This is a genomic window from Neorhodopirellula pilleata (genome assembly GCF_007859915.1).
GTDB classification, from domain to species: Bacteria; Planctomycetota; Planctomycetia; order Pirellulales; family Pirellulaceae; genus Rhodopirellula; species Rhodopirellula pilleata.
Window position 1 is genome coordinate 187780 of the sequence record NZ_SJPM01000004.1, and the last position, 25951, is coordinate 213730.

Genomic DNA, 25951 nt, shown 5'->3' on the forward strand with positions numbered 1-25951 from the left:
TTATTCTGCGACGCAGTCGCAGCCTGCACCAAGATTGTTTTTTAGTAACTGCGCTCGCAGCACGTCACTGCCCGCTGCGGCGATCACTTCACCGGGAAGCACACCAGAAATGACTTCCGTGAATTCTCCGTTCGTTGCACCCAAGCGTACCGAACGGACGTGAAAGACTTTGAAGCTGTCGGGACTGTCGAAGTAATGCTTGTCACGCACGAAAACAACTTGGCAGCAACCCTCCCAGTGTGACGATCCGTTGGGAATCACGATGGCGTCTGGCTCTTCCCTCAATATGATTTGGCCCGTACCGAACGTTTCGCTTCGTAACTTGCCGTCAACGTTCGGCAGCATTGCTCGCACCTGCACCATCCGCGTTTGCGAGTCCGCCGCCGTGCTGATCCAGTCCAACTTGCCTTCCACTTCATAGCGACTGCCATCGGCTTGAAAGCGAATTGGTTGCCCGACAGCAAGCTGATCCATGTTCTCTAGTGGAACATTGAGTGTGAGCCACATCTGGCTGGTGTTCGCGACTTCAAACAGAATGCGAGTCGGGTCAACGACTTCACCCGGAGCAACATGCCGTTGTGTGACGAAGCCTTCGATCGGCGAAACGATCGGTATTAAGTTCGACGTGATTGTCTTGCTGTTGAGTTGGGCGCGAATCTCATCGGGAATTCCCAGCAAACGCAGATTGTCGAGGACTTGTCGCTCAGACAAGCCTCGCAGCGATTCGGTTTCGATCGGCAATCCAAGATTTCGCAACGACTGTTCAGCGGACAACACATCCGCTTGAGCTTTGGACAGGGCAGCTTCAGCATCGAGAATCCGCGACCCCGCAATCGCACTTCGAGCTTGATTAAGCCGCGAGACGTTTTGTCGTTGCAGGTTTTCTTCGGCCAACGCCCGCAGTAGATTCGTTTTTAGATCACCGACTTGTGCCGCATCCACGACGGCGAGAACTTCTCCCTTGGTGACCAAATCGCCAACGCCCTTGGTTACCAACCAAACGCTTCCGGGAACTCGCGATGCCAAGCTCGCTTGCTTCGTGGGGTCGTAAACAATCTCCCCGCTGCCAGTGATCGCTTCGACAATCGGAGCACGTTCAATCAATTCCACATCAACGCCAGCCTGCTTCACTGACTCAATGGAAGCGAACTGAATCCGGGTCTGGTAAATCTTACAGGCACTGTTGTTCTCTTTACGCGGAGCCACGGCCAAAGCGCGAGCGGCTCGCTCAAGATCGCTTGGCAATATCGACGGCGTCTCCTTCATCTGTGCTACATCGGGATGATCAAGCACGCAGTTGTGAACGCCATGTACCTCGCACCAACCGTAGTCGGGGCCTTTGGGCATCAGGGTGGGATCACACTCGACACAAATGGATTCAGGCACGGCGTGTTCTTCACACCAATCGTCGGCGATCGTCTCGACACTCCCAGTCAAAGCGGCGAACTTAGGAATTCGCCAGTCATTGTGGTGTCCGTAGTAGAAGACCGCAGCAAATCCGATCAGAACCAACGTCGGCCCGATGCTGCTCAACACAAGGGATAGCCCTCGCCGGAGCGGTCCGCCTTGCCCTATTTCCTTCCCCGTCTCGGGCTCGACTGTATCGACCTGATGACCGTTGACGGACCGCTCCGCCGGATGACGCGACGGGTTCTGTTTCGGCGCATCAACAATGGGATGACTCATGGAACGACTCCTGCTGGCAAAAGATTGGACAAGCTCGAAACGCAACCGTTGCGATTTCAAGCACGAACCGTGGGTGCAGGCCAACCAGACAAGTCGAATCAAACCGAGCAGCGACGAACCAAATTTGGTAACAGCAACGCAGTTCGCTGGTTTGCGAGCGATGGCCAGCAGCGGCCTAGATTAAGAGAGAAGCGTGCGCAAGGCGCAACAATCGACCAGTAGGTAGACCAAGTCGGCGAGGTTGCTCCTCGAACCGAGCCACACGAGCTTCCGATAAATCGAGCGTGTCCAAACAAAGAGGGGCAAAATCCAGCATCGACAGAACGTCGATCGCTACCCGATGCCCCATCTCTGGTGTGATCTGGCACTCACATCCGGATTCACACGGACAAGGCGAATCCATGGGCGGCATTTCGCTCTCTCCACACGGTTCGTCCTGATTCTTGGAGCAAGAGCACGAATGCGTGACCGCAGCCTCAACGCCATCCGCATGACATTCCTCCATGGCACAACACACGGGGCAAGCAATTACCCGCAATGCGATGAACAAAAGAAGAAGCAAACGAAACATCAGGGAATTGTAAAATACATGGAGCGGGCCATCCGTACTATGGCTGGATTGTAGGCAGTATCACGCCACGCGTCAACCTCATCACTGGATGCCCGATGAAAGTACTCGGTACCTGAATTCTAAGGTCCAGTTAAACCTGCGGGCCGAATCTGAACCAAGCCCCTATCGTTACCGACGCCAGTAGAACGCCGATTGCGAAGCTGGACCAGAACGATAGCCCCGTCCGATCCGAAAGTGCTAACGGGACAAAGAATGGCAAGCCCAGCGGAACCAGTACCAAGGTCTCGCGGGCAAGTTTTGCAATAGTGGCTATGTCGTGCTCGTTATTCCACGTCATGATGAACGCGAGAATGCTGATGATCGGCAGTGTCAGCAATAACGCGCCCAGCCGAGGCATCCGAGACGACAATTCGGCCACGGCGACAATCACTGCAGCCGAAATCAAAGCTTTGACGATCAACCACATTTGCATATTCCTTGTTGAAATAGTGCGGCCTACTCGTGGCCGTGAGCTTCTTCGGCAAAATCACCTGAGTAGGGTGTGCCGTCGATAACGCCAGTCATCGTGCCTGCGTATTCCTGAACGACACCAAGCTTTTCGTGGTTGCCGACGAAGCGTGATGCTTTGCCCGCTGGATCGCTGTCTTGCGGTGCAGCCTTCAACGTGACTTGCATTACTGGATCGCTGATGCTCAAGTCGATCGACTCGGCGTCGATTGGAACGGGCGACTTCTCGTCGGCACCAAGGACGTAGACGGTTGCTTGAGTCTTGTCGTGATCGACTGTGAATTCGACGTGATACTTTCCGCCGCCCCAGTCGGCGATCGTGCCGTCGTGTGGCCCGGCACCGTGGCCGTGACCTGCGACGGTGTGGTCGTGGCCCTCTTCGTCTTCGGCGCGTTCGTGACCGTGGTCGTCAGTTTCGACGGTTGGCGTTGGTGTTGTTGATGCGGTTTCTTGCTTGCAACCGACGAATGCAAAAAAGCAAGCGACGGTGAGCAGCGAGACGAACGGTTTTTGAATCTTCATGGAATGGTTCTTTTAAATAGAGAGTGTAAGTTTTGTCGTAATGGTCGGTTGTGTGGGTTAAATCATTGCCAGTTCGTCCTCCTCATTTTCGAGTTTTGCTAGTCGTGCGGCGTCTTTTCCGCTGAACTGCCAGAACAGTCCTGGGTGAATCAGGAATTCACAGAACGTCGATGTGGTCAGTCCGCCGAGGATGACCGTGGCAACGGGGTAGAGAATCTCACGGCCTGGCTCTTGCCCGCCCAAAACGAGCGGAATCAATCCAATGCCAGCGGTTAGAGCCGTCATCAAAACCGGTGCAAGTCGCTCCAAGCTGCCTCGCAGCACCATCTCCTGAGTGAAGTCTTCGCCTTCTTCCTTCATCAGGTGGAAGTAATGGGTGACCAATAAAATCCCGTTGCGGACCGCGATTCCACCAAGCGAGATAAAACCAACCAAGCTGGCGACCGTTAGACTTTGCTGCGTGATGACCAGCGACATCACGCCACCGATGAATGCCGTTGGTAAAGCGTTCAAAATTTGCAGCACGATACGGATCGACGGGAACAACACCAATAACACCACGAACATTCCGATCACCGAGATGCCAGCCAGCACGATGATGAGCTGTGTTGCCCGCTGTTGACTCTCGAATTGTCCGCCATATTCAATAAAGTACCCAACTGGCATTTCAACTTGATCGCCGATTCGCTGTTTGATATCGCCGACCGCTCCGGCCAAATCGCGTCCTTCGGTATTGCAGCGAATGACAATCCGGCGACGGGCGTTTTCTCGGTTAATCGAGTTCGGCCCGGTGCCGACGCCTACGTCCGCGACCTCGCGAAGTTCGATCTGCCCACGATCGGGCTGACCTTCTCGATCGGGTAGGTCGATGCGAAGCCGATCGAGGTTGGCATAGTCGGTGCGATATTCTTCTTCGAGACGCACAAGCAAATCGAAACGTCGTTGACCCTCGAGAACTTGTGAAACGACTTCACCCTGCAATGCCGTTTGCAAAACGTCGGCGACGTACTCGCGAGTCAGACCATGCAATGCTAAATCGTCTGCTCGCAGTTCGATATGCAACTCCGCCGTCTCTTGAATCGGCTCGACCACCGGCGGTGTGATTCCTGGCACGTCCTGAATGGTTGCCTTCACCTGCTCGGCCACTCGCTGCAACGTGTCCAAGTCGTCGCCGTGAATCTTGATCGCGATTTGAGCGTAAACGCCCGATATCATGTGGCTAATCAAGTGTGCAAGCGGTTGCTCGACTTCGATATCAACGCCGGGAGCTTCATCGCTGATCTGTTCTCGCAATCGAGCTAAGATTTCCTCTCGTTCTGTCGGCGATTCCGGATTCATGCTCAGGATGTATTCGCCGAAATTGACCGGCGAAGCGTGCTCGTCCATTTCCGCACGTCCCGTTCTGCGAACAAAATGCAAAATTTCGCCATCGGGGTTCTCATCGTTTTTCTGCATCGACAGAAACACGGAATCAATTGCACGCGAAACCTGATTGGATGCGTCAAGCGACGAGCCCGGCGGCAGCGTCACGTTCACTTGAATGCTGCCTTCGTCGAACGGAGGCAAGAAGTTTCGCCCCAACGTTGACATCTGCCATGCGGCGACGGCGACGGCAAGCCAAGTCAAAATCAGTAGCGTTCGCGGCATCGCCATGCTGAGACGAATCAAGTAGGTCACGACCTTCTTCAATCCGTTCAGTAGAAAACCGTCGCCTTCGTTGTGAGTTGCTCGCGAGTTCGGAAGGAGGTAGTAGGACAGCACCGGCGTAACGGTCATCGAAACGACGAACGACGAAAGTATCGACACGATGTACGCGAAACCAAGTGGCGTGAACAACCGGCCTTCGACGCCAGACAATGCAAACAGCGGCATGAAGGACAGAATCACGACCGCCGTACCGAATACGATCGAGCTGCGAATCTCCTTGCTCGCCTCGAAGGTAATGACAATAGACGGTTTTTGCTGCTCGATGGGCAACAGATTATTCTGCTTCAACCGCCGGAAAATGTTTTCAACGTCGACGATGGCGTCATCGACAAGCTCTCCCATGGCGACGGCGATCCCGCCCAGTGTCATCACGTTGATGGAAAGCTCGGTACCGCTAATCCAACCCATGATGCGAAACGTCAGTGTCGTTAGCACCAGTGAGAGTGGGATTGCCGTGAGCGTGATGAACGTCGTGCGGAAATTCAGCAGGAACAGAAACAAGACGATGATGACTAACACCGCACCGATGACCAGCGCCTCAGCAACATTGAAAATGCCACGGTCGATGAAGTTTCGCAGTCGGAACAATTCCGAATTGACAATGATGTCCGCTGGCAAAGATGCTTCGACCTCGACAAACGCATCCGCGACCGCATCGCTTAGAGCGCGAGTGTCAACGTGAGGTTGTTTGACAGTGGTGAATACGATCCCCGGTTTGCCATTGACACTGCCGTCGCCGCGTTTGAACTGTGGCCCTTCGGTCACGCGAGCAACCTGCTCCAGTAACACGGCGCGTTTTGTGTGATTTCCAACGGGAACCTTTTTCAAATCCTCGATCACGACACGCGACTCTGGTCCCAAACGGCCGAGCACACGGATTGGGCGTTCCGTTTCTCCCGTTACAGCAAACCCGCCACTGGTATTGATGTTGCTTGCTCGCAAGGCTTGTTCAACGTCTTGAACGGTGACGCCGTATTCGAGCAGCGCCGTGGGGTCGATCAGAATTTGATACTGCTTGCGATCGCCCCCGAGCATGAAGACTTCGGCGACTCCAGTCACTTTCAGCAGCCGTGGACGAATGATCCAGTCGGCAACGGTGCGAAGTTCGAGTTGCTGTTTTGCATCGCTGTAGAAATGTGCGTCATACGACTTGCCTTCGATTTTGACCGAGGCGATACCGATCGGAACATATTTACTCTGTATTTCCGAATTGGAATCATCGTTCCACTGAACTTCTTGTGTCTCGACTTTCTTCCATGTCGAGAAATCATGCCGATTTCCCGGCATCCAGACCTTGATTTGGAAATTTTCGTTTTTCTCCATGACCATTTCGGCCATCATTTCCGTAGTGCCAACCTGCGCTAGCCGGCCTCCGTTGGGACCATTTTGGCGATAGATGCCCGCGACGATGATCTGACCCATGATCGAAGAAGGCGGCGTCATCTGGGGACGAATCCCATCGGGCAGGATGCCTTCGAGCGTCGACAGTCGCTCTTGCACGGTCTGTCTCGCCGCCCGAATTTCGGTTGACCAATCGAACTCGATGTAGATGACGTTCAGCCCGGCCGTCGACTGACTACGAACGGCTTGAACACCGTTGGCCCCCATCAGCGCAATCTCGATCGGCTGTGTCACCAGCGTCTCGACTTCTTCCGTCGCCAGTCCAGGAGCTTCGGTGATGATGACGACGCGAGGTCGGTCGAGGTCGGGAAAAACGTCAATCGACATCTGTGCGGCCAAGTACGAGCCGTAGACCAGCACAAACAGGCTGACGACGACGACCAGCATTCGGTATCGAAGCGAGAATTTAATAATTGCATCAAGCATGTTGATTCCTTTAGTGAGCCGCGTGAGTAGTGCCGTCGGCGTGGACGTGAACACCGGGCTCTTTGCCGCTGGCCGATTGCGACTTCAGCACGCGGTTGAGCGATGCCGCTGAGCCTTGTGCCAAGAAGGCTCCCGATGTGATGCTGCCGTCGTTTGCGATGACAACTGATCGTCGATTCTCGTGAAGCACGTGAACCGGAATCTGCTTGAACAAGTCGCCGTTTTGCCGGAACACGTAGGCTTCGGGGCCTTCCCGAACGACCGCTTCGGATGGCAACACAAACACTTCATCAAACTTTTCAACCGGGACGTGGATGCGCGCACGTTGGCCTGGTCGGAAACGCCAAACAAGAAAGACACGCCCTTGCTCGCCATACAAACGCGACTGGTTCGTCAGCGGTACAAAGAAATCAAAAGTACGGCTGTTCGTGTCGATTGAGTTCGCTAGATGGCGAATGTTGAAAGTCTGATTCAACTCCGGCCACCGTCCTTCTCCGTCCTCGGCGAACTCGATCTCGATAGGACGCTTTTCTTGAGCTGCCTGCTCAAGATACGCGGCCTCGCGTTTGAAGGCGTGGCCGACAACGTAAAGCATTTGATGATTCGACAGGTTCGCGAGTAACTGCCCGGCTTGAACTTGTTGCCCAAGTTCGACCGACAGTTCTTGCACCTCGTAAGCAATGCCTTCGTACTGTCCCGCTTCGTTGATGTAGCTGACCTGCTGAACCGCCTGCGGCGGCGACCGTTCTGTGACGGATGACAAGTCGCGAACCGGCGGAGCGACGACATCGACGGTTGAAACGAACGTCCCCGATTCAATCTGCTGCACTTGATCTGGCATTAACCCGCGAGTGAGTAGTTCCTGACGAGCCGCTTGGATTAACGTGTTTTGACGACTGATCTCACTCTGCAATTCGATCATCTTGGATCGCGAAACCGCGCCGGTGCTGACGGCACCCGATAGGCGGTCAATCTCAGCTTGGACGATCGCAGTTTCCTGCCGCGCCTTGAACAATGAAGTTTGAGTCGCTTGCAGATATTCACTGAAAAGCCGCAGCGTGAACAACGGTTCGCCAGGTCGCATGGTGTCGCCGGGGAACGCATGAATCGCCGTGACTACACCGACCGCCGGTGATGTGACGCCCCGGTCGGACAACCCTGGACGGTCGGCGACTTCGCCAGGAATCACGACCGTCCGCCAATACGACTGAGGCCGGGCAGCTTTGGACGTCAGCGACAAGTTCTTTCGAGCTTGCTCGCTAATCTCCAAAACAGTCTGCTTCTCAGCGGACTCCGCTGACGGCTTGTCGTCGGACGCGGCAGCCGTTTCCTGCTGCGGAAACAACTGCTTGCGGAACGTCCAACCCGCAAATAAAACGGCTACCAGAATCGCGGGACCAGCCAGCGATTTAGCAATCGAAACCAATCGGTTCATAAAAGAATCTCGTCAAAAGTCCACAGAGCAGCACCGAGCGCAGCGACTTTCCGAGCGCGCACGCGCAGGCCAAGAGGCTGTCTCGATCAAAAGAAAAAGGTGGCGATATCACCGAGAAAGAAGTCCGGCGCTAAGAACGCCGAGATTCGGTGATGTGCGTCCGCTACAGCCGCAGCGAAGCGACAAGAAGATAGATCGGAAGCCCCGCAGACCGATCGGGCATCTGATTCGAGCCGAGCAACGACCGTCGATCAGGACGATCGGTAAAGACTTCAACGAACGTGCAAATGTTCGCGAAATTCAGTTGTGAGACGGCGGAAGCTCGCCCCAAAGTAATGTTCGACTGACCAACGTAGATCGCGTCGGAGTCATGATTAACGGGAACCGACAGAACACCAGTCCGTGGTGAATCATCGGATGCTTTATCGTCTTGATGGTCGTGACCATGTTCATCGCCATCTTGATGGCCTTGATCATGCGAATGCCCAGAGGACAAATGCACATGGGGGCGACCCGCATGGTCATCCTGCTCAACCATACCGCTACCCGCATGTGAATGAGGCAGCGCTTGCCCCAGCACAAAAAGCGGAATCAACAGAATGGAAAAAAGTCGGTTCATGATTTCACTCTACCCAAACGGATTCGGAATCGCTAGGCCAGTTTGGGAGTCTGAGAGTTGGAGTTCTCCTTCACTCCCCATCTTCTTCAAGCGTCCTCTGCAAAGCGTTCGTCTTTGACGCCGAGCTTCAATTTCCATTCCATTGCACTGCAATATAGCACGGGCACGACGAGCATCGTCATGATCTCGATCGTCATGCCGCCGAAGCTGGGGATCGCCATTGGCACCATGATGTCGCTGCCGCGGCCGGTGGAGGTGAGGACGGGAATGAGGGCGAGTAGCGTGGTTGCCGTGGTCATCAAGCACGGGCGAACGCGTCTCATCCCGGCGGTGACGGTGGCTTCGCGGGCGTGTTTGGCGTTTTCAATGCGATCCTTGCGGAAGCTTTCGTCGAGGTAGGACGCGATTACGACGCCGTCGTCGCTGGCGATTCCGAACAGGGCCAGGAAACCGACCCAGACGGCGACGCTGAGGTTGATTGTTTTGACTTGAAACAGTTCTCGCATGTTCGTGCCGAGCAGACTGAAGTCGAGGAACCACTCGGTGCCGTACAGCCACAGCATGATGAAGCCGCCGGCCCAAGCGATCAGAATGCCGCTGAACACCAGTGATGTCGTGATGGCTGATTTGAACTGCATGTACAGGATCAAGAAGATGATCCCGAGTGCTAGCGGCAACACGATCGCCAGTGTCTTCTGCGATCGGATTTGGTTCTCGTAGTTGCCTGCGAATGTGTACGTCACTCCGGCCGGCAGCGTGAACTCGCCCGAGTCGATCTTCGATTGCAAGAACGCCTGAGCATCCTCGACGACGTCGACTTCCGCTTCACCGGGCTTCTTGTCGAATAGCACGTACCCGAGCAAGAACGTGTCCTCGCTCTTGATGACCTGTGGCCCGCGGGTGTAGCGGATGTCGGCGAGCTGCCCGAGCGGAATCTGTGCGCCCATCGGCGTCGGGACCAAAATTCGGTCGAGCGATTCGAGGTCGTCACGCAGTTCGCGAGCGTATCGCACGCGAACGGGGAATCGTTCGCGACCTTCAACCGTCGTTGTGATCTGCCGGCCGCCGATCGCAACTTCGATCACGTCCTGCACGCTGCGGATGTGCAACCCGTACCGCTTGATCGCGTCACGGTCGATGTCGATTTCCAAATACGGCTTGCCGACAATGCGGTCAGCTATCACAGCGGAAGATTGAACGGTCGGAATTTGCTTCAGCAACGATTCCAGTTCCAAGGCAACCCGCTCGATCGTTTCCAGGTCCGGGCCTTTGACCTTCATTCCCATCGGTGCCCGCATGCCGCTTTGCAGCATCACGATCCGAGCGGCAATCGGTTGCAGCTTGGGTGCTGAAGTCGTCCCAGGAATCTGTGCCGCCGTCGTGATCGCTTGCCAAATGTCATCCGGCTTGCGAATCTCATCGCGCCATTGTCGAAACGGTCGGCCGCCGGGATCAGGGATTAATTCGCCTGTTTCGTCGCGGACAAATTCTTCGGTTGCGTTGTCGTAGCGAAAGTTCAGTCGATGACCGTCTTCGTCAGTTTTGTATTCCGATTTGTAAGTGATGTAGGTTTCGAGCATCGACACGGGAGCCGGGTCGAGCGGCGTGTCGGCGCGACCGATTTTTCCGACGACCGATTCGACCTCGGGAATCGACACCAACAATTGATTCTGCAATTGCAATACGTCGAGTGCTTCACCGATCGAAGCGTGCGGCATCGTTGTCGGCATGTACAGGAAAGAGCCTTCATCAAGCGGCGGCATGAACTCTTTGCCGAGTCCCGGCAACACGCCGGTTGCGGTTTGCCAGGGACCGGAAAGCCGAACGTTGGTTTCCGAAACGCCAACCATCGAGAGCGTCTTCGGGATGAACCCGAACACCTTGTCAAAACCCAACCAAGCCGATCCGCCGAACAATAGGATCGCGATTGGCAGCGTCATGAACGCAAGTTTGTGATCGAGGCACCAACGCAGGATCGGTTCATACAAAAATCGTTGAAAGACGGTAAAGAACCCCAGGATGCCGCCAATCAATCCGCCGACGAACAGTAAGTTCAGTAGCAAACCTTTCTGTGGTCCGAGCGGCAACCATTCTTGAGTCAGCAACACGCCGACGACCAACGCCGCGAGCGCACTGGCCGCATAAGGACCGTAACGCTGATAGCGTTCAGGAATGCGTTCCTCGTACAGCTTGTATGCTGACAACACGATCAAGATGGCACCGACCCACCACGTCAGCAGCATCGACGCGGCAATGCCCAGGACCAGCAACGCGAACCAAGCTCCACGACGCAAACTCTTGGATTCAATGCGTCCGCCCATCAAGACGTGGGCAACCGGCGGAATGATTGTGAGCGCAACGATGACGGACGCGGCGAGTGCGAAGGTTTTGGTGAACGCCAGCGGGCGAAACAACTTTCCTTCGGCACCGATCATCGTGAACACGGGCAGGAAACTGACGACGGTCGTTGTCACGGCGGTTAGCACCGCACCAGCCACTTCTTGAGTGGCCTTGAAGATCAACGTCATCTTGTCGTCTTCGGGATCAGCCTCATCGAGATATTTGAGAATGTTCTCCGTGACAATGATCCCCATGTCGACCATCGTCCCGATCGCGATCGCGATGCCCGACAACGCCACGATGTTCGCGTCCACACCGAAGGTCTTCATGGCGATGAAGCACATCAAAACAGCCAGCGGAAGCAACGCACTGATGAGGAACGAGCTGCGCAAGTGGATGACCATCACCAAGATTACGATGATCGTGACGAGAATTTCTTCAAACAGTGCCGTGTTCAAAGTGCCCAGCGTCTCGTAGATCAAACCCGTGCGATCATAAAACGGTACAACCGCGACTTGACTGGTCGTGATCCAGCTGGGCCACTGTTCTTGCGACATGCCGCGAAGGTGCTTCACCCAAGCGTCGCTGGTGGTCGTCGCTCCGGTGATCGGTTCCAGGTCATGCCGATCGGCATACAGGTCAACTTCATCAGCCGACGTCTTCGTATAGTCAACGAGCACCTTGGTGGGCAAACCCGGTGAGACTTCTTTGATGCGCTGTTTGATGTTCTTGATCGCCGCCAACGGGTTGTACCCGTAACGCACGACCGCGACGCCGCCGACGGCTTCGGCACCGGCTTTATCGAGCGCACCTCGCCGCAGCGCCGGACCTAGCGACACGTTGCCAACGTCGGCCACCGTGATCGGCACGTTATCCGTCACCTTCACGACTGTCTTTTCGATGTCTTCAATGCTCTCGATAAAGCCCAGACCACGGATGACGTATTCAGCCTTGTTCAGTTCAATCGTCCGTGCCCCGACGTCGACGTTCGTCATGCGAATCGACTCGAACACATTGGCCAGCGTAACGCCGGCGGCCCGCATCGCGTCGGGGTCCACGTCGATTTGGTATTCCTGAACGAAGCCGCCGATCGAAGCGACTTCACTGATGCCTTCGGCCGACGTCAACGAATAACGAACGTAGTAATCCTGGATCGTTCGCAGTTCTCGCAAATCCCAACCACCGGTCGGTTTTCCATCAGGATCGCGGCCTTCGAGCGTATAGAGATAAATCTGTCCGAGTGCCGTCGCATCTGGCCCCAGCGTCGGTTGCACACTATCTGGCAACGTGCCGGCCGGCAAACTGTTCAGCTTTTCCAGCACTCGTGTTCGCGACCAATAGAAGTCCGCGTCTTCGCCAAAGATAATGTAAATCGACGAGAATCCGAACATCGAATAGCTGCGGATCGTCTTGACTTCGGGAATGCCCAGCAGCGCGACCGTCAGCGGATAACCGATCTGGTCTTCGACGTCTTGTGGGCTGCGTCCCATCCATTGCGTGAACACGATCTGTTGGTTTTCGCCGATGTCGGGAATCGCATCGACGGGAACGGGATCGCGAGGCAACGCTCCGGTGTCCCAGTCGAACGGCGCGACCATCACGCCCCAACCCATCGTTGCAATGACCAGCAAGAAAATGACCAGCTTGTTGGTCAAGCAGAACCAGATCAGCCGGCCGAGCAGACTCCGCTTCGCTTCGTCTAGTTGAGAGTCGGTAGTTGAGAGTTGAGAGTCAGGCATGCTTAGACGCCCAGACTGCGTTTCAGGCCGCTAATCATTCGTGCGATTTCTTCGCAATCCTGATACAGCTTCCGTGCATCTTCTTTCGGAATGAACTCTTGACGCTGAGCGATATGAAGTTGCGACACGACCTCCATGACAGATCCGTAGGCAATCTGAAGAAACCGAGCGAAATCTTTCTTGGATTCGCGACCACTACCCTCCGCGATGTTCGATGAGATCGACACAGCGGCCCGTCGCATCTGATTTGCCAAACCAAACTTCTCGTAGTCGGGGAACTCACGAGTTAGTCGATAAACCTCATCCGCCAAATCGACCGACTTCTGCCAAACATCAAGTTTCTCAAATCCAAACATACTCAAATTACCTATCGGTTTTACTCTCAACACTCGACCCTAAACTCTCCACTCGATCTGCACACTTCAGCATCGAAGCGCCGTAGTACGGATTGCGAACCGCGTCATCGGATTGAAGCCACGACGCACCGCGACCCTCGAAGGCCATCGGACAATGAAGCTCGTAAAGGGTTTCGTCGGTCGGGAGTTTGAACATTCGCTCCAGACTCAACATTTGTTCGGACAGCAACGCGAATCCGCTCCGCAAGGCAACGAGATCATTCGCCTTCTGCAATCTTGCAACGATCTCGGACAAGTCGCGTTTCTCTTTGCTCCACATTTCGACCGCTTTGGATTCAGAAACGATCGGCAGCAATGAAGCCAAACGTTGATGAAACGGATCGACGGCTTGCTTCGCCGCATCCAGATCGTCGGCCGCGAGTGCTTGGCTGAGTGCCAAGTAGGGAGCGACGAAGCCGCTGAGTTGTTCTGTCACCTCCGGCGGAGCGTCCATGTTTGCCATGGCCGGCATCTGCATTTCGTCATGCGACATCGGCAACGGAAACTGAGCCTTCATCTGATCGACGTGCTGGCGAGTCAACGTGAATACACGATCGGCTTCACGCATAGAATTGACCTCGCGGCCTTCGGTGACGTCATTGCGAAGCAACATCGCGACCTCGAACCACTGCGGTCGCATCTGAGGACCGATCAAGTCCGCCGGCACCGCCTCGACAGCTTTACCCAGTTCGTCGTAGCCGGCACGAATCTCTGCGAGGTTCGCCGCCTCGACCTTTTCCTGAATCGTTTTGTATTGCTTAACAATGCCGAGCATCGCATCACGTACCGCTGGCACCAACTCCATCGGACTCGCGTCCATCGTCACGCCTTCGTCTGCCTTCGGCATTTCCATGCCACCGTGATTGTGTCCACCACCACCGCCACCTTGCGGCGTCATCATCGAAGGCTTCGCTGAAATCTGCAACGCACTGTCGAGCTTGAAGTTGCCGTTGGTCACCACCAAGTCGGCTTCCTTGAGTCCGGACTTCACGAGATAGAAGTCTCCTGCTCGCGGACCGATCACGATCTCGCGTCCCTCGTAAGTCGGCTTCTCAGCATCGGGAACTTGGACGTAAACGATGGCTCGCGTTCCGGTCAGCAACACTGCCTTCACCGGTACGATTAACGGCTTCGCGGCGTTCGTCGGCTCGGCGGTGACGTACCCGAGCGACTCGGCTCGCACCAAAGGCATGCCGCAGATGTCACAATCGCCTGGCTGATCTTTGATGATCTCCGGGTGCATCGGGCTGATCCACTTCCCAGCCAACGAAGCGTTGAGCACCCGACCGCCCGCCGCGATGTTGCTCTGCACGATCGCTCGCACGAACATCTCCGGTTTCAAGCGACCATCGTCGTTCGGCACGTTAACCCGCACCTTCACCGTTCGCGTGTCTTCGTTCAGCACTGGGTCAATGAACGCGATTCGGCCACGGAACACTTCGCCGGGATACGCTTCGGTCGTGAATTCGACGTCTTGCCCGTACCGCAACCAAGCTAGGTCGGATTCGTAAGCATCCATCTGAACCCATAAGATGTTCAAGTCGGCGACGGTGTAGATGCGGTCGCCCGTTTGAACGCGGTCGCCTTCTTGCTTGTTCTTCGCAACTACCACACCGCCGACCGGCGAATAGATCGTCACGGTTTCGGATGACTTGCCGCGCTGTTCGATCGTTTGAATTTGCTCCGGCGTCAGACCGAGCAAACGCAATTTCTCGCGAGCGGACTCGGCAAGATCAATCGGCTCGATGAACCGTGACGTGCTCAGCGGTCGATCACGCTTCGTCACGGCAAGCAATTCTTCTTGAGCCGTGTAAAGTGACTCGCTGTAGATTTGCACCATGTGATCGCCCTTGTTGACTTCGACGCCAGTGAAGTCGACGAACATGCGTTCCAAGCGACCAGGCACCCAAGCGGTGATGTGTGCGAGGCGAGTTTCGTCGTAGTCGACTTTGCCGACCATGCGAACTTCAGCCGTCACGTACCGCCGACGCACGGGACTGACTTGCACGTTCATCAGACTCTTGATTTCTGAACTGATCGAAACCGTGCGGACTCCGTCGGCCGACTCCCTGACGGGCACCAAGTCCATCCCGCAGATCGGACAACTGCCCGGACCATCTCGACGAATCTGAGGGTGCATGCTGCACGTCCAAATCGAAGGTTTGGATTGAACCTCTCCAGTAGCGGGAGTCGCAGAGACTTTCGACTCGCCTGATTCCCCGCCACCAAACCACGTGGCAACGAACACACCGAACAGCACAAACGCTACCGCTTGTGCAATCCAGAGTTTTCCGCGGTGTCGTTTGATCAGTTCGTTCATGAGATTTCTCTAAGACTTATCCAACCAATTCACTAGCGTCGTCACTTCCTCTTGGTCGCGAACGCCGACGGCGGTCACACTTCGCGTGCCTTGCTTCCAGGTCGCCGCGATGCTGGAAGCAAGATCGACGAGGCAGCAATCCTTGTCGCCGCACATCGCCATGGTGGAGGGACGATCGCCGAACCACGCGGTCTCTTCGTCGTCGTGCTCAAACAACACCAAGGTCGATCCGTCACTGCGTTTGCAAACCGCTTTCACGCACGTGCAACACGGCATCTTCAAGACGCTGGTCGACGCGAGCGAATAGCCCTCTGGCAATCCACCCGAGATAATCGGACGGTAACCGACCAACTTGACGGCACCATCCGAGTCGACGGTTTCGCCGTTGTACTTCGACAGCAGCATTTGTTCCGCTGCGTCCGGATCGCTGGGCAAGATCTGCAAATAGTCGGTCATCACACCAGCGAACTCGGCCATGTGCTTGGCTGACATTTCATCATCGTGCGAATGCCCGTCGCTGCCGTGCATCGCCATCGCTCCACCGCCCGCCATGTCGCCATTGTTGCCGTACCAAAGCCCCGCCCCCAACAGCACCAAGACGGACGCTGCCATCGACACCAGCCCCGCTCCGTAGGGCGACTCGCGAACCCAAACACCAAACCGCTTTGACAACGTCACCGGTTCCGCGGTCGTTGGCAGTTCGCGTTCGATCCGCTGCCACAAATCAGAAGGCTTCGCTGGCATTTGCGTTTGAGCGAAAGCCGACCCGATTGCTTCAAACGCATCCAGCTCCGCCGCACAGGACTCGCACGATTCGATGTGCTTCGCGACCGTTGCCGCCTGTCCAGCCGACAACTCACCGTCGTGGTAAGCCGACAGATGAGAACGAACTGTATTGCAATCGCTGGATGACATAGGCATTGCATTCTCCGCTGGATGCTTCTGGTGATGTCCGTTTGGATGCCCGAAGTGCTTGCTTCTTCACGCATCTAAACGAAATAGCCGAATTCTTTTCGCCAATCGTGAAGAAATCTACCTCCCACGCATCCAAACCCACGTTCATCCATCAAACCGCCCTCCCAATCCGCGAAGGCAAAACCCTATGCGACTCACAAAATTCCTGCCGATCCTGCTCAGCGGCATGCTCCTGCTCGGCATTTACGGCTGCACCACGCCCGAGTCCGATCCAATGACGCCACCAGCGAATCCCGCCAGCGATACGGCCGAGGACCACACCGACCATGACCATGGCGACCACGCCGAACACGATCACGGCGACCACGCCACCGCCGATTCCGATTCGCCAATGGCAAAGATGATGCCGGGCCTGAAAGAGCTTTCTCAGGAAGACTACAAGTCCGCGATGGCCCAGCACATGTGCCCCGTCAGCGACGAGATGCTCGGCACGATGGGAGCCCCCGAGAAGGTCGACGTGAACGGCAAATCGGTGTGGATCTGCTGCGACGGCTGCAAAGACAAGTTGCTCGCCGAACCCCAGAAGTACCTAGCGAAAGTGAAGTAAGCATGTTGATGGCCGCCACAGAGTTCATGAAACGTGCCTTCACCAAAGGTCCATCCAACTCGCTGCAAAGCGTCTTGAGCGTCGTCGATGACTACGCTTTCGATCGTCGACACCGACTCGACACGCGATCCGAAGTCGCGATCAGGGACTTGGACATCAGCGACGAAGACAAACAGCACGCCGACAAATACAAGCCGACGCGGGCTCGATACTTTCGCAAGATCATGGCCAAGCTAAATCTGCCACTAGAGGGCGTCTGTGTCGACGTCGGATGCGGCAAGGGGCGGGTTCTACTGCTCGCCGCCGAACACGGTTTCGACCAAGTCGTCGGCTTGGAAATCTCGCAAGCGTTGTGCGAGATCGCCAAGCGGAACGTCGCGACCTTCCAAGAAGGCACGCCCACTGCAAGCTCGATCAAAGTCGTCTGCACCAACATCCTCGATTACGAGATGAAGGGCAGCGAAACCGTCTTCTTTTTGTATTCGCCCTTTGATCACGCGGTCACCAAAAGCTTCCTGGCAATGATCCGACAATCGCTCAATGATCATCCACGAGACCTGTGGCTGATCATCGACGAGTTTCGCTTTCCCGAGTTGCTGGAGGACGACGAACTCTTGAAGAAGACACATGTTTACGAATACGGATCGGCCATCTTCCACGTCTATCAACACCAAAGCTAATTCCCAACGGAGCATCCCATGAGACTTTCGTTCATTGCCGCAATCTCGCTCTTGGCGACCACGCCATTTACAGTTGCCCAAGACGCCGCGTCGCACCATGCAACGCACAACCACGAACAGCACGCCGCCCCAGCAACCACTGGCCCGCACGGCGGCACTCTGCAAACCGTCGGCGACCGTCGCGTTGAAACGGTGATCGCCGAGAAAGGCATCATGTTCATGATCCCTGGCCAGAACGATCAACCCATCGCACCGCCGGATGCCTCAGGAACACTGAAACTGCGAGTCGGTGACAGCGAGAAGGAATACACCTACCAACTCAAAACGCTCAAGAATCTCGCGATTGGAGTCGGCGTCGACCTTTCCAAAGTCGTTGACCAAACGTTGCACATGAATGTCGAGATCACCAACATCGGCACGGATCCATTGACTTTTCACGCGATGGGCAAACTCGCCAGCGGCAAACTCTCCGACGAACTCCTCATTAGCCTGCAAGCCACCTGTCCCGTCAGCGGTCAACCGCTCGGCTCGATGGGCAAGCCACCCAAGATCACGATCGGTGATAAGTCACTTTTCGTCTGCTGTGCGGGCTGCACAAAGAAAGTCGAAGCCTCACCCGACCAGTACCTCACCAAGTACTACACCGCCAAAGGTGAACAAGTCCGCGAGGGCGTTTTCAAATCCACGCTTGCCGATGCTGCTGCAATCGCCGCACAGAAAACCTGTCCCGTGATGGACGAACCGCTGGGTGGCATGGGCGTCCCAGGTAAAGTCAACGTCAACGGAAAAGCCGTCTACATCTGCTGCCCCGGCTGCGCCAAAAAGCTAGTCGCCGATCCAGACAAATACCTCGCCGCCCTGAAAGCCCAGGGCATCACACCGCCGGCATTTTGATGTTGAACGCCCGAGACCGGATCACCGAAAACTTAAGAGGGCCACTCGCCTTCTTGTGTGAAGTCCATGCATTGTTTTACGCCAAACGCCTGCCACATTTCATCAAATAATGGGCGAAGTATGTTTGCGAGAAGCGAACGGTCATCGGGGATCGGTTCGTCAATCAGCTGTTCAGAGAATGTGATTTGGTTCGTTTTGATTGTGACCGTGTCGATGAAATGTCGGAACCGTTCCGGTAGGTGAATCTGACAAGGTGCAATATTCAAGAGCGATACGAAGATGACATAGGGCGGATCGACGTCGAGATGATGGTAGAGATTCCGCAACTTTATGAGCGTGGTTAGCAGGTCATTGCATAGGTGCGTCGCGGAAAAATTACTCGATTCGCCGTTATTTTTAACGTGGACGGATGATGAAACAAATTCAACAGCACCGTTTCGGAACAATTGCCCGTAGATTCGTGCTCGATCAGCTTCGTTGGTCGCCGTATACTTCGCGTAGCCGTCTAGGTTAATTCGCTCCAGTCCGTCTTTTCCAAACGGAGCGAAGTTCAGCGATTGGGGGTGCTCGATGTCACGCGGATCAATTTTGTGCGAATCGAGCATCGCTGAAATCGGGACGAAATGAACTGCAGCGATCGGGCCGTCGATCAATGAAATCGAGGCAGCGTCGTCAAGCAGTTTCGTCAGCCGTTCAAGAACGAAAGCTCGAAGCATCTCCGGTAGTTTTGCCGACTGGACGAAAGCCGTTCGGATCTCGCCGACATCGAGTTGGTGCTTTCCAGCGCTCGTCCGTCCGTGAAATCGTGAACTTCCCTTAAAAGTCACCATGTGTGGTTTCTGAAAGCTATCTGGGATGCGGACGAGTATCGCTGGGCCTTCATCACCGCCCTCGATCTCGACGACGTCTAGACCGACGATTCTAGGTGCGACGCCGTGAAGCACCATCTCTTTTAGCCGCAGCGTTTCGGCGTCTGTCGAGATCCCCTTTAGCCCGGTGAATTCTGACGCTGCGCCAGTGGTATTTCCATCTGCATCACGTTCACCACTCATCCCGTACACGATATCGCCACCGGATGTGTTGGCGAATGAAGTTATATCAGCGAGAAACTCCTTGCGATCAGAGTCCCCGCGTCCTGGCAACGATTCTTTAAATTCAAGCGTCCGTCCCTCCTTCACTCCTTCGGAAACGATTGTTCGCAAATCGTCACCAGAAATTGCGTCAATGCGTTTCGGAATCATTGTTCTTTTGTTCCTGGGTTCAACCTAGCTGGGCTCGTTGTCGGTAGCCTTATCCTAAGACAGAATAGCATTTGACATACGATTGGCGAAGAACGAGGCGAGGCAAAATAATGGATCCGAACTGGGAGACAATCAGAACGAAGTGGCCGACCTACGGCATTGACCAGCAGGATGAATTCTTGGTCGACCCGTCGACGTGCCGCTTCGCTGGCGACGGCAAACATGAAATTGCCGTGTACTCATTTGGTCGCTACACACGTCGGGCAACCATCGACCCTGCAGCGACTTATCCGCTTTGCTTTCGATTCGGAATTCACTTTCCGTCCTTCACGTCGGACGAGGAACCGGCGATTGGACACCTGCGGACACGTTTCTCTGCCGACCCGACTGGACTGGTCGAGCCGGTGCAGCTTCTCGCTGTGCTGTCGACTAGCAATGGCCCCTTCGTGTGGCGAGAAGTACACCGAGCGATGGCTGAACGCAGCCAACTTGTTCTGGTCGGACCTGAAAACGATCACGAAGTCTGGTACGACAGCCAGATTGCCGTAGTCATGGACGCTTTCCAGATCATCGAGGAAAGCCCAACGCCTAGATTCGTTCCAATGTCGCCGCCTGATTCGGTGTCGGTTTCAATATCGCTAAACGATTTGCCGAGCGATCCGTTTCCGGGCTACGAGATCGAGCACGAGCACGTTTCGCCGAAGCGGCAGGGAAAGTGGGCTTACGAGATGAAGAAGCATCTTCGCGCCGGCGGAACCGGAACGCAGCCATGCCGAGAACGGATCATCCTGCGTGAGGATCTGCGACGCGTCGATTCGTCTTTGTTCAAAGGCCAACTCGGATGGACGGTTCCCGAGACTGGCTTTTCAATTAAACCCGGTCGGACAAGCCTTCAAGTAACGGTCGAGTGCGACTCCGGCTTCAGCTTAGACATCGACATCTACTGGATCGACTTCATCCGCGAAGAACTCGCCGATGAACTTTCCAGCAAAACCGTCGAGAGCTTCCGTGATACCCCATTTGATGCAAACCCCGACGCGGGGGCGAAGTGGATGCTCGACCTTCCTTTCTTCAAAGAAACCGATTGCAGGATAGTTGGCCATGGCTTGGACGAGGTCTACGCCTACACCTATCTCGCAGCCGTCGAACAGTCAGCCGCTGGCGAACATCGCCACTACCCGATGAAGATTGGATACACGAGCGGTCTCGACGGAGCCGTGCGACGCGTCGCGTCCCAGTTCCCATCGGCGATCGCACACGACGCACACATTCAATTCATCGGCCGATGTGACAACGGCCGAGCAATTGAAGGCAAGATCCACAAAGCGCTCAAAAAACGAGGCGGTCGGGTTGAAGGATCGCCTGGCAAAGAGTGGTACTGGACGACGGCCGATGAAGTCGCCGAATTGTTTGATGAGGCTTCGCGGTAGCCATGACCATGAAGCAATCATTGTTTTCCGACGGAAAAAAACTTAGAGAAAGGGGATTGACGAAGTTATCAGCATGCGTGAATCTTTCAATGTGGACGTTGGTTGACGCCATCCCCACGCCGCTGTGATGGCGGTTTTTCTGCTCGCCGGGTCGATAGCCCGTATGCAGTTCGTTTGATTACGAGTTTGCCTGATGGCGACGAGGGAACGGTTCTCTTGTGTCCCCAAGGCCCACACTTTCTGCGCCCGCGTTCAATTGCAGGCGTCGGAGATGTCTCATGCCATTTAATCGCATCAACGGCTTCTATGTCGGAGCCTTCCAAATGCCGGAGAAACCTGAAATGACCATTGATGAGCGCAACGAAGAACTTAATGAAGCCCTGACTGCCCGGTTGGAGCAGTTGAAAGCGGTGATTGAGGATCAGGAAAATCAGTTCAAAGCAATGCGGCTGGCTTGCGACGCCATGCACGCCTACCGTTCCGAAGGAATGGAAGATGATCAACGGAATTGCATTGGTGAGATCAACTGGTACGTCGGCATGATCAAGCTTAAGGGTGGTTGGCGGCTTTGTTATGCGAAAGATCACGAGCACTACAGCTGGCCCGGCGAGTCGATTGACTGGAAGCCACTGGTCGACTGCAGCATCGAAGAGCGCATCGACGCCGTTCCGCACATCGGAGCGTTGCGCGAAGCGATTGTTAAATCGAAAGAATCGCTGGTTCCAGAACTCGAAAAAGCGATCGAAGCGGTCGCGAAGTTGACTAAATAGCTAGACGACGCAACGAAGATCAAAACCACACGAGACACTGATGCTGCAACTGAACGGATTTTCAATCGAGATTGTCGGCGGGTCGTTGACGGTACTGAAGTCGAGGATCGCACCGACGGACGTCAAGGAAACGCGACGTTCGCTCGGGGACGATTGGTTTACGATGTATCACGAAGGGCACCTCTATTCCCTTGCAAAGAACCCGAACCCGTCGGGCGGGCTTGGTGAGACGGAACTCTTGGTGCTCTCGGACCACCTCGGGCTGCGTTTTGTAAAAGCCATGCTCAATCAGGCGATGCGTGGCGTCTTTGATGCGTACGATCCAGTACGCGATCGCCCGTTTACCTTTTTGGCTCGCAATGTCGATCTTGTCGCGTTGGCTGCAGAGAATTTGGAATCAAAGCCCAGTCTGCTTTCTAAGTTTGAGATCCGACCAAAGTATGAACTAGAAGCGAAAGTGGTCGAGTTCCGGCCAGGCGAGTTGGAACTGATGCTTGCACTCAATCTGACCACTCGCTGGATCTGCAACGCCAGCGTGGGGGAGTTGATCGAAGAGAACATTCCAGTCCGGGGAATGCATCTGATTCGCAGGAATCGTGAGCCAGGACAACGAAGCTTGGTCGGGACTTTCGACCGAATGGAAGGAGACAACGCTCTACTCCAGGATGCGTACGACGGCCAGGACAAGATCGCTGCATCGCAAGTCCGAATCGAGGGATCGAAGGAGGTCTTCGCGACAAGTCTCCGGCGTCTGCTTGGCAATCGGTACACCAGTTTTATGCACTCAGTGGACAATGAGTATGGGAAGTTGTGTGGCGGTCTTGGTTTTGACGGTGAGCTTCGCAAAATGCAAGGATTTCTTGCGAAGAAGAGCCCGATTCAATTGCATGGCGGTGTGGAGGTGTCGGTCGGACAGCGAGTTCAGCTAACCAATCAGCCGGGGTACAAAACGACTGTCGAACTGCCGCAAAGCAAATACTGCTTCGACCGGTCTCGAACGAAACTACATCCATACGCTTGGGACGGTTTAGCTAGATTCGGGCCGTTTGATCGTGGAAGTTTTCCCACACGGTCTCCGCGCATTTTGCTTGTTACACCCGATTCGGCATCCGGAAAGGTCAGCCAAGCTTTGAAGAAGTTTCGCGACGGGTTCGGGTCGAGCCAGTCGAGCATGTACGACGGGTTTCTCGATACTTTCCATCTTTCGAGCGCACCCTTTTTCCCGCTCTCTGTCAAATTGGACGGCGTCCAGCGATCGGATGTTGGCAAGGCATATCGAAAAGCAATCGAAGACAAGTTGGCTCGTGATGACGATTTCGATGCTGCGTTTAACATTCTGCTGGATGAACACGCCAATCTCCCCGACTCGCACAACCCGTATCTGGTTGCCAAGTCAATCCTGCTCTCGCATGGAATCCCCGTGCAAGAAGCCAGGGTCTCGACGCTAACCGCGAACGAGTATTCGCTGCAGCACACATTCAGAAATGTTGCCACCGCACTGTACGCAAAAATGGGCGGAGTTCCTTGGACGGTCGATCACGGCGAAACGGTTGACGATGAACTGGTGGTGGGAATTGGAAATGCTGAACTGTCCGGCAGCCGCTTCGAGAAACGACAGCGTCACATCGGAATCACCACGGTATTCCGTGGCGACGGCAACTATCTTCTCTCAAATCTGTCCAAAGAGTGCAGGTACGAAGACTACCCCGACGTGCTTCGCGAATCGACGATCGCTGTCCTTCGCGAAGTCAAGCAACGAAACAACTGGCTGCCTGGACAAACAGTGAGAATTGTTTTCCATGCGTTCAAACCGCTGAAGAATGTTGAGATCGCGGACATCATCGCATCCAGCGTCAAGGAAGTCGGCAGCGAACAGACGATTGAATTCGCTTTCTTGAATGTCTCGCTGGCCCATTCGTTCACGTTGCTGGATATGGCCCAGCGAGGAATAACGAAGAAGAACCAGACGAAAGGAATCTACGTTCCTCGCCGAGGAATGACCGTTCAGGTTGGACGATACACACGGCTCGTCACGTCAATCGGTCCTCACATGGTCAAGCGTGCAAACCTTGCGTTGCCCAGGCCCCTATTGATCCACCTGCACAAGCAATCGACTTACCGCGACCTTTCCTACCTTTCTGAGCAGGTGCTGAACTTCACGACGCTGTCGTGGCGATCAACGCTGCCGTCGGAGAAGCCGGTCACGATTCTTTACTCGTCACTCATCGCTGACTTGCTGGGCCGTCTCAAGTCCGTGGACGATTGGTCGCCAGCGGTCCTCAATACCAAACTCCGCAACAGCAAGTGGTTTCTGTGATGGACGAACCACTGGTTCAGAGTTTTGCCAAGGTGGCGGACGATCTACGCCGTTACATCGAGGCGAACACGGTCTTACCCGATCCCGACGCTGGCTTTTCACTATTTGTTGGACAGACGAGCCGTCTGAACAATGCAGCCATGAACCCACTCCCAGAATGGCCTGCCGGGGCTGGGTTAAAACACCCTCAGGAACTTGCATGCTTCGGCTACCTCGTCTCGCTCAGTGGCGACTATGGACAAGCGATGCACGGCGACTGGAAGACATCGCTTGCAGCAAATCTGACTCGCGACTTGTTCCCAATTGATCGGCAGTCGTTCACCTACCGTCCCGTCGAAGTTTTGGGGCTTGCCGTTGGTGTGAATGCTTTGATTGGCCAAGACGACCGTCTTCGTTCAGACTTCGCGGACGTTGTTCGGCAGTGCCGTGAGCGAGGATGTACAGACACAACTTCGTCATGGATGTACTGGCTCGCAGAATCTACGTTGGGCAAGTCCACGACATCACGACCAAACATTGGCGATAGCAATCTCCCGATCAATGTTGCTGCTTTAATCTATTGGATCGTTTCGAGGCCGGAGCTTCGCTCATCGGTAGATCCCGATCTGATGCTAGCCTTGGAGGACGTGCTGCTCACACAAATCGCGACGCGAGGCATAGCGATCCGTGATCTTCCAAATGCGTCGGTGACATTGGCCAGCTTGGAAGTATCTGTTCAGCGCAGACTCCGATCACGTCTCGACGAAACGACGATCGTGCCCTCAACGACAAAGGATGCTATCGAACTGGTCAAGCGAATCAGCGAAAACTTCCCGCTGTTCGCACGGCAGCTTCTGCGGCGACGGAAAGACGTAAAGGTTAGAGGAAAGAAGGACAAGCAATCCCGCCCGACCGTCGTCATGAACGACGAATACGACGTCCAAGACTCCCTGCATGCAATTCTGCGACTGTTTTTCAACGATGTACGCGATGAAGTCTGGACTCCGTCATACGCCGATAATCAAAATCGGATCGACTTTGTTCTTCCAGACTTTGAGATTGCGATCGAAGTGAAGCACACGGGACATTCCCTAACCCAACGCAAGATCGCGGATCAATTGATCGTTGACAAGGAATACTACCGGCAAGACACAAACTGCAAACACTTGATTTGTTTCGTCTACGACCCCGAGTTGAGATTGAAGAATCCCGCGTCAATCGAAAACGACCTATCGGCCCCTGACGATGACTTTGAGGTAATCGTGATCGTCTCACCGAAAGGCAAGTAGCTGGAGAAATTGCGGAAGCGTTGTAGTTCAAGCTGACCGACAGTAATTCTTGTATCTCACTACGGTAGTAGCAAAGTCAATGCATGTATCAGTTCGGATCGTTACTTGGCGAGTTTGGGAGCCACTTCTATTGCCTCGAACCGCTCCAGCGACGACATCAA

The 25951-nt window shown here is 55.0% G+C and carries 19 protein-coding genes; 8 read left to right on the forward strand and 11 right to left on the reverse strand.

All coding sequences use genetic code 11. The annotated features are described in order from the left end of the window. The gene (locus tag Pla100_RS11670) at positions 1-1686 is read right to left on the reverse strand and encodes an efflux RND transporter periplasmic adaptor subunit (protein ID WP_146577871.1); all 1686 of its coding nucleotides are present in this window, start codon (positions 1684-1686) and stop codon (positions 1-3) included. Here Pla100_RS11670 and Pla100_RS30700 point away from each other — a divergent pair. Then, the gene (locus tag Pla100_RS30700) at positions 1685-1870 is read left to right on the forward strand and encodes a hypothetical protein (protein WP_197167861.1); all 186 of its coding nucleotides are present in this window, start codon (positions 1685-1687) and stop codon (positions 1868-1870) included. The genes Pla100_RS11670 and Pla100_RS30700 overlap by 2 nt on opposite strands. 517 nt (positions 1871-2387) lie before the next feature. Here the strand turns inward: Pla100_RS30700 and Pla100_RS11680 are convergent. From Pla100_RS11680 to Pla100_RS11720, 9 genes are all read right to left on the reverse strand, one after another. After that, positions 2388-2723, reverse strand: a complete 336-nt coding sequence (locus Pla100_RS11680; RefSeq protein WP_146577872.1) for a DUF3147 family protein — start codon at positions 2721-2723, stop codon at positions 2388-2390. 29 nt (positions 2724-2752) lie between these two features. Next, positions 2753-3286 (reverse strand): hypothetical protein, encoded by a 534-nt coding sequence (locus Pla100_RS11685; RefSeq protein ID WP_146577873.1) that lies wholly within the window; start codon positions 3284-3286, stop codon positions 2753-2755. A 57-nt stretch (positions 3287-3343) separates the two neighbouring features. Further along, positions 3344-6820, reverse strand: a complete 3477-nt coding sequence (locus tag Pla100_RS11690; RefSeq protein ID WP_146577874.1) for an efflux RND transporter permease subunit — start codon at positions 6818-6820, stop codon at positions 3344-3346. 10 nt (positions 6821-6830) lie between these two features. After that, positions 6831-8255 (reverse strand): efflux RND transporter periplasmic adaptor subunit, encoded by a 1425-nt coding sequence (locus tag Pla100_RS11695; RefSeq protein WP_146577875.1) that lies wholly within the window; start codon positions 8253-8255, stop codon positions 6831-6833. 163 nt (positions 8256-8418) lie between these two features. Continuing rightward, positions 8419-8874, reverse strand: a complete 456-nt coding sequence (locus Pla100_RS11700) for a hypothetical protein (protein WP_146577876.1) — start codon at positions 8872-8874, stop codon at positions 8419-8421. A gap of 86 nt (positions 8875-8960) precedes the next feature. Then, the gene (locus Pla100_RS11705; protein ID WP_146577877.1) at positions 8961-12953 is read right to left on the reverse strand and encodes an efflux RND transporter permease subunit; all 3993 of its coding nucleotides are present in this window, start codon (positions 12951-12953) and stop codon (positions 8961-8963) included. Between the two features lie 2 nt (positions 12954-12955). Continuing rightward, on the reverse strand, positions 12956-13309 hold the full coding sequence (locus Pla100_RS11710) for a four helix bundle protein (RefSeq protein WP_146578128.1): 354 nt from the start codon (positions 13307-13309) through the stop codon (positions 12956-12958). A 7-nt stretch (positions 13310-13316) separates the two neighbouring features. Then, the gene (locus tag Pla100_RS11715; RefSeq protein ID WP_146577878.1) at positions 13317-15668 is read right to left on the reverse strand and encodes an efflux RND transporter periplasmic adaptor subunit; all 2352 of its coding nucleotides are present in this window, start codon (positions 15666-15668) and stop codon (positions 13317-13319) included. A 9-nt stretch (positions 15669-15677) separates the two neighbouring features. Continuing rightward, positions 15678-16589 (reverse strand): anti-sigma factor family protein, encoded by a 912-nt coding sequence (locus Pla100_RS11720; RefSeq protein WP_231602976.1) that lies wholly within the window; start codon positions 16587-16589, stop codon positions 15678-15680. Positions 16590-16770: 181 nt separating this feature from the next. Here Pla100_RS11720 and Pla100_RS11725 point away from each other — a divergent pair, with 181 nt between their 5' ends. Genes Pla100_RS11725 through Pla100_RS11735 form a run of 3 tightly spaced genes read left to right on the forward strand, consistent with a single transcriptional unit; the run spans position 16771 to position 18764 of the window. Beyond that, positions 16771-17190 carry a hypothetical protein gene (locus Pla100_RS11725; protein WP_146577879.1) on the forward strand — a complete coding sequence of 140 codons (420 nt, stop codon included), beginning with the start codon at positions 16771-16773 and terminating at the stop codon, positions 17188-17190. A 2-nt stretch (positions 17191-17192) separates the two neighbouring features. Further along, on the forward strand, positions 17193-17870 hold the full coding sequence (locus Pla100_RS11730; protein ID WP_146577880.1) for a class I SAM-dependent methyltransferase: 678 nt from the start codon (positions 17193-17195) through the stop codon (positions 17868-17870). An 18-nt stretch (positions 17871-17888) separates the two neighbouring features. Then, on the forward strand, positions 17889-18764 hold the full coding sequence (locus Pla100_RS11735; protein ID WP_146577881.1) for a hypothetical protein: 876 nt from the start codon (positions 17889-17891) through the stop codon (positions 18762-18764). 32 nt (positions 18765-18796) lie between these two features. On the opposite strand, the gene Pla100_RS11740 is transcribed toward Pla100_RS11735, so the two are convergent. After that, entirely contained in the window at positions 18797-20005 is a 1209-nt protein-coding gene (locus tag Pla100_RS11740) for an AlbA family DNA-binding domain-containing protein (protein WP_146577882.1), read from the reverse strand. 110 nt (positions 20006-20115) lie between these two features. Between Pla100_RS11740 and Pla100_RS11745 the strand changes: the two genes are divergently transcribed. The 4 genes from Pla100_RS11745 (at position 20116) to Pla100_RS11760 (ending at position 25790) form a co-directional block, all read left to right on the forward strand. Continuing rightward, positions 20116-21435: a GIY-YIG nuclease family protein gene (locus tag Pla100_RS11745; RefSeq protein ID WP_146577883.1), complete on the forward strand. Its 1320-nt coding sequence runs from the start codon at positions 20116-20118 to the stop codon at positions 21433-21435. A gap of 278 nt (positions 21436-21713) precedes the next feature. Next, positions 21714-22205 carry a hypothetical protein gene (locus Pla100_RS11750; protein ID WP_146577884.1) on the forward strand — a complete coding sequence of 164 codons (492 nt, stop codon included), beginning with the start codon at positions 21714-21716 and terminating at the stop codon, positions 22203-22205. 40 nt (positions 22206-22245) lie between these two features. Then, positions 22246-24522 (forward strand): argonaute/piwi family protein, encoded by a 2277-nt coding sequence (locus Pla100_RS11755; RefSeq protein ID WP_146577885.1) that lies wholly within the window; start codon positions 22246-22248, stop codon positions 24520-24522. Continuing rightward, positions 24522-25790 (forward strand): PD-(D/E)XK nuclease domain-containing protein, encoded by a 1269-nt coding sequence (locus Pla100_RS11760; protein ID WP_146577886.1) that lies wholly within the window; start codon positions 24522-24524, stop codon positions 25788-25790. Before Pla100_RS11755 ends, Pla100_RS11760 begins: the two co-directional genes overlap by 1 nt. The last annotated feature ends 161 nt before the right edge of the window (positions 25791-25951 follow it).

Bases quoted from the DNA above. Each gene is read 5' to 3' on its own strand.
- Pla100_RS11680 (WP_146577872.1), bottom strand. From the start codon at position 2,723: ATGTGGTTGATCGTCAAAGCTTTGATTTCGGCTGCAGTGATTGTCGCC.
- Pla100_RS11760 (WP_146577886.1), top strand. From the start codon at position 24,522: ATGGACGAACCACTGGTTCAGAGTTTTGCCAAGGTGGCGGACGATCTA.
- Pla100_RS11715 (WP_146577878.1), bottom strand. From the start codon at position 15,668: ATGAACGAACTGATCAAACGACACCGCGGAAAACTCTGGATTGCACAA.
- Pla100_RS11695 (WP_146577875.1), bottom strand. From the start codon at position 8,255: ATGAACCGATTGGTTTCGATTGCTAAATCGCTGGCTGGTCCCGCGATT.
- Pla100_RS11740 (WP_146577882.1), bottom strand. From the start codon at position 20,005: ATGATTCCGAAACGCATTGACGCAATTTCTGGTGACGATTTGCGAACA.
- Pla100_RS30700 (WP_197167861.1), top strand. From the start codon at position 1,685: ATGGAACGACTCCTGCTGGCAAAAGATTGGACAAGCTCGAAACGCAAC.
- Pla100_RS11725 (WP_146577879.1), top strand. From the start codon at position 16,771: ATGCGACTCACAAAATTCCTGCCGATCCTGCTCAGCGGCATGCTCCTG.
- Pla100_RS11670 (WP_146577871.1), bottom strand. From the start codon at position 1,686: ATGAGTCATCCCATTGTTGATGCGCCGAAACAGAACCCGTCGCGTCAT.
- Pla100_RS11735 (WP_146577881.1), top strand. From the start codon at position 17,889: ATGAGACTTTCGTTCATTGCCGCAATCTCGCTCTTGGCGACCACGCCA.
- Pla100_RS11690 (WP_146577874.1), bottom strand. From the start codon at position 6,820: ATGCTTGATGCAATTATTAAATTCTCGCTTCGATACCGAATGCTGGTC.
- Pla100_RS11750 (WP_146577884.1), top strand. From the start codon at position 21,714: ATGCCATTTAATCGCATCAACGGCTTCTATGTCGGAGCCTTCCAAATG.
- Pla100_RS11755 (WP_146577885.1), top strand. From the start codon at position 22,246: ATGCTGCAACTGAACGGATTTTCAATCGAGATTGTCGGCGGGTCGTTG.
- Pla100_RS11720 (WP_231602976.1), bottom strand. From the start codon at position 16,589: ATGCCTATGTCATCCAGCGATTGCAATACAGTTCGTTCTCATCTGTCG.
- Pla100_RS11745 (WP_146577883.1), top strand. From the start codon at position 20,116: ATGGATCCGAACTGGGAGACAATCAGAACGAAGTGGCCGACCTACGGC.
- Pla100_RS11700 (WP_146577876.1), bottom strand. From the start codon at position 8,874: ATGAACCGACTTTTTTCCATTCTGTTGATTCCGCTTTTTGTGCTGGGG.
- Pla100_RS11730 (WP_146577880.1), top strand. From the start codon at position 17,193: ATGTTGATGGCCGCCACAGAGTTCATGAAACGTGCCTTCACCAAAGGT.
- Pla100_RS11705 (WP_146577877.1), bottom strand. From the start codon at position 12,953: ATGCCTGACTCTCAACTCTCAACTACCGACTCTCAACTAGACGAAGCG.
- Pla100_RS11685 (WP_146577873.1), bottom strand. From the start codon at position 3,286: ATGAAGATTCAAAAACCGTTCGTCTCGCTGCTCACCGTCGCTTGCTTT.
- Pla100_RS11710 (WP_146578128.1), bottom strand. From the start codon at position 13,309: ATGTTTGGATTTGAGAAACTTGATGTTTGGCAGAAGTCGGTCGATTTG.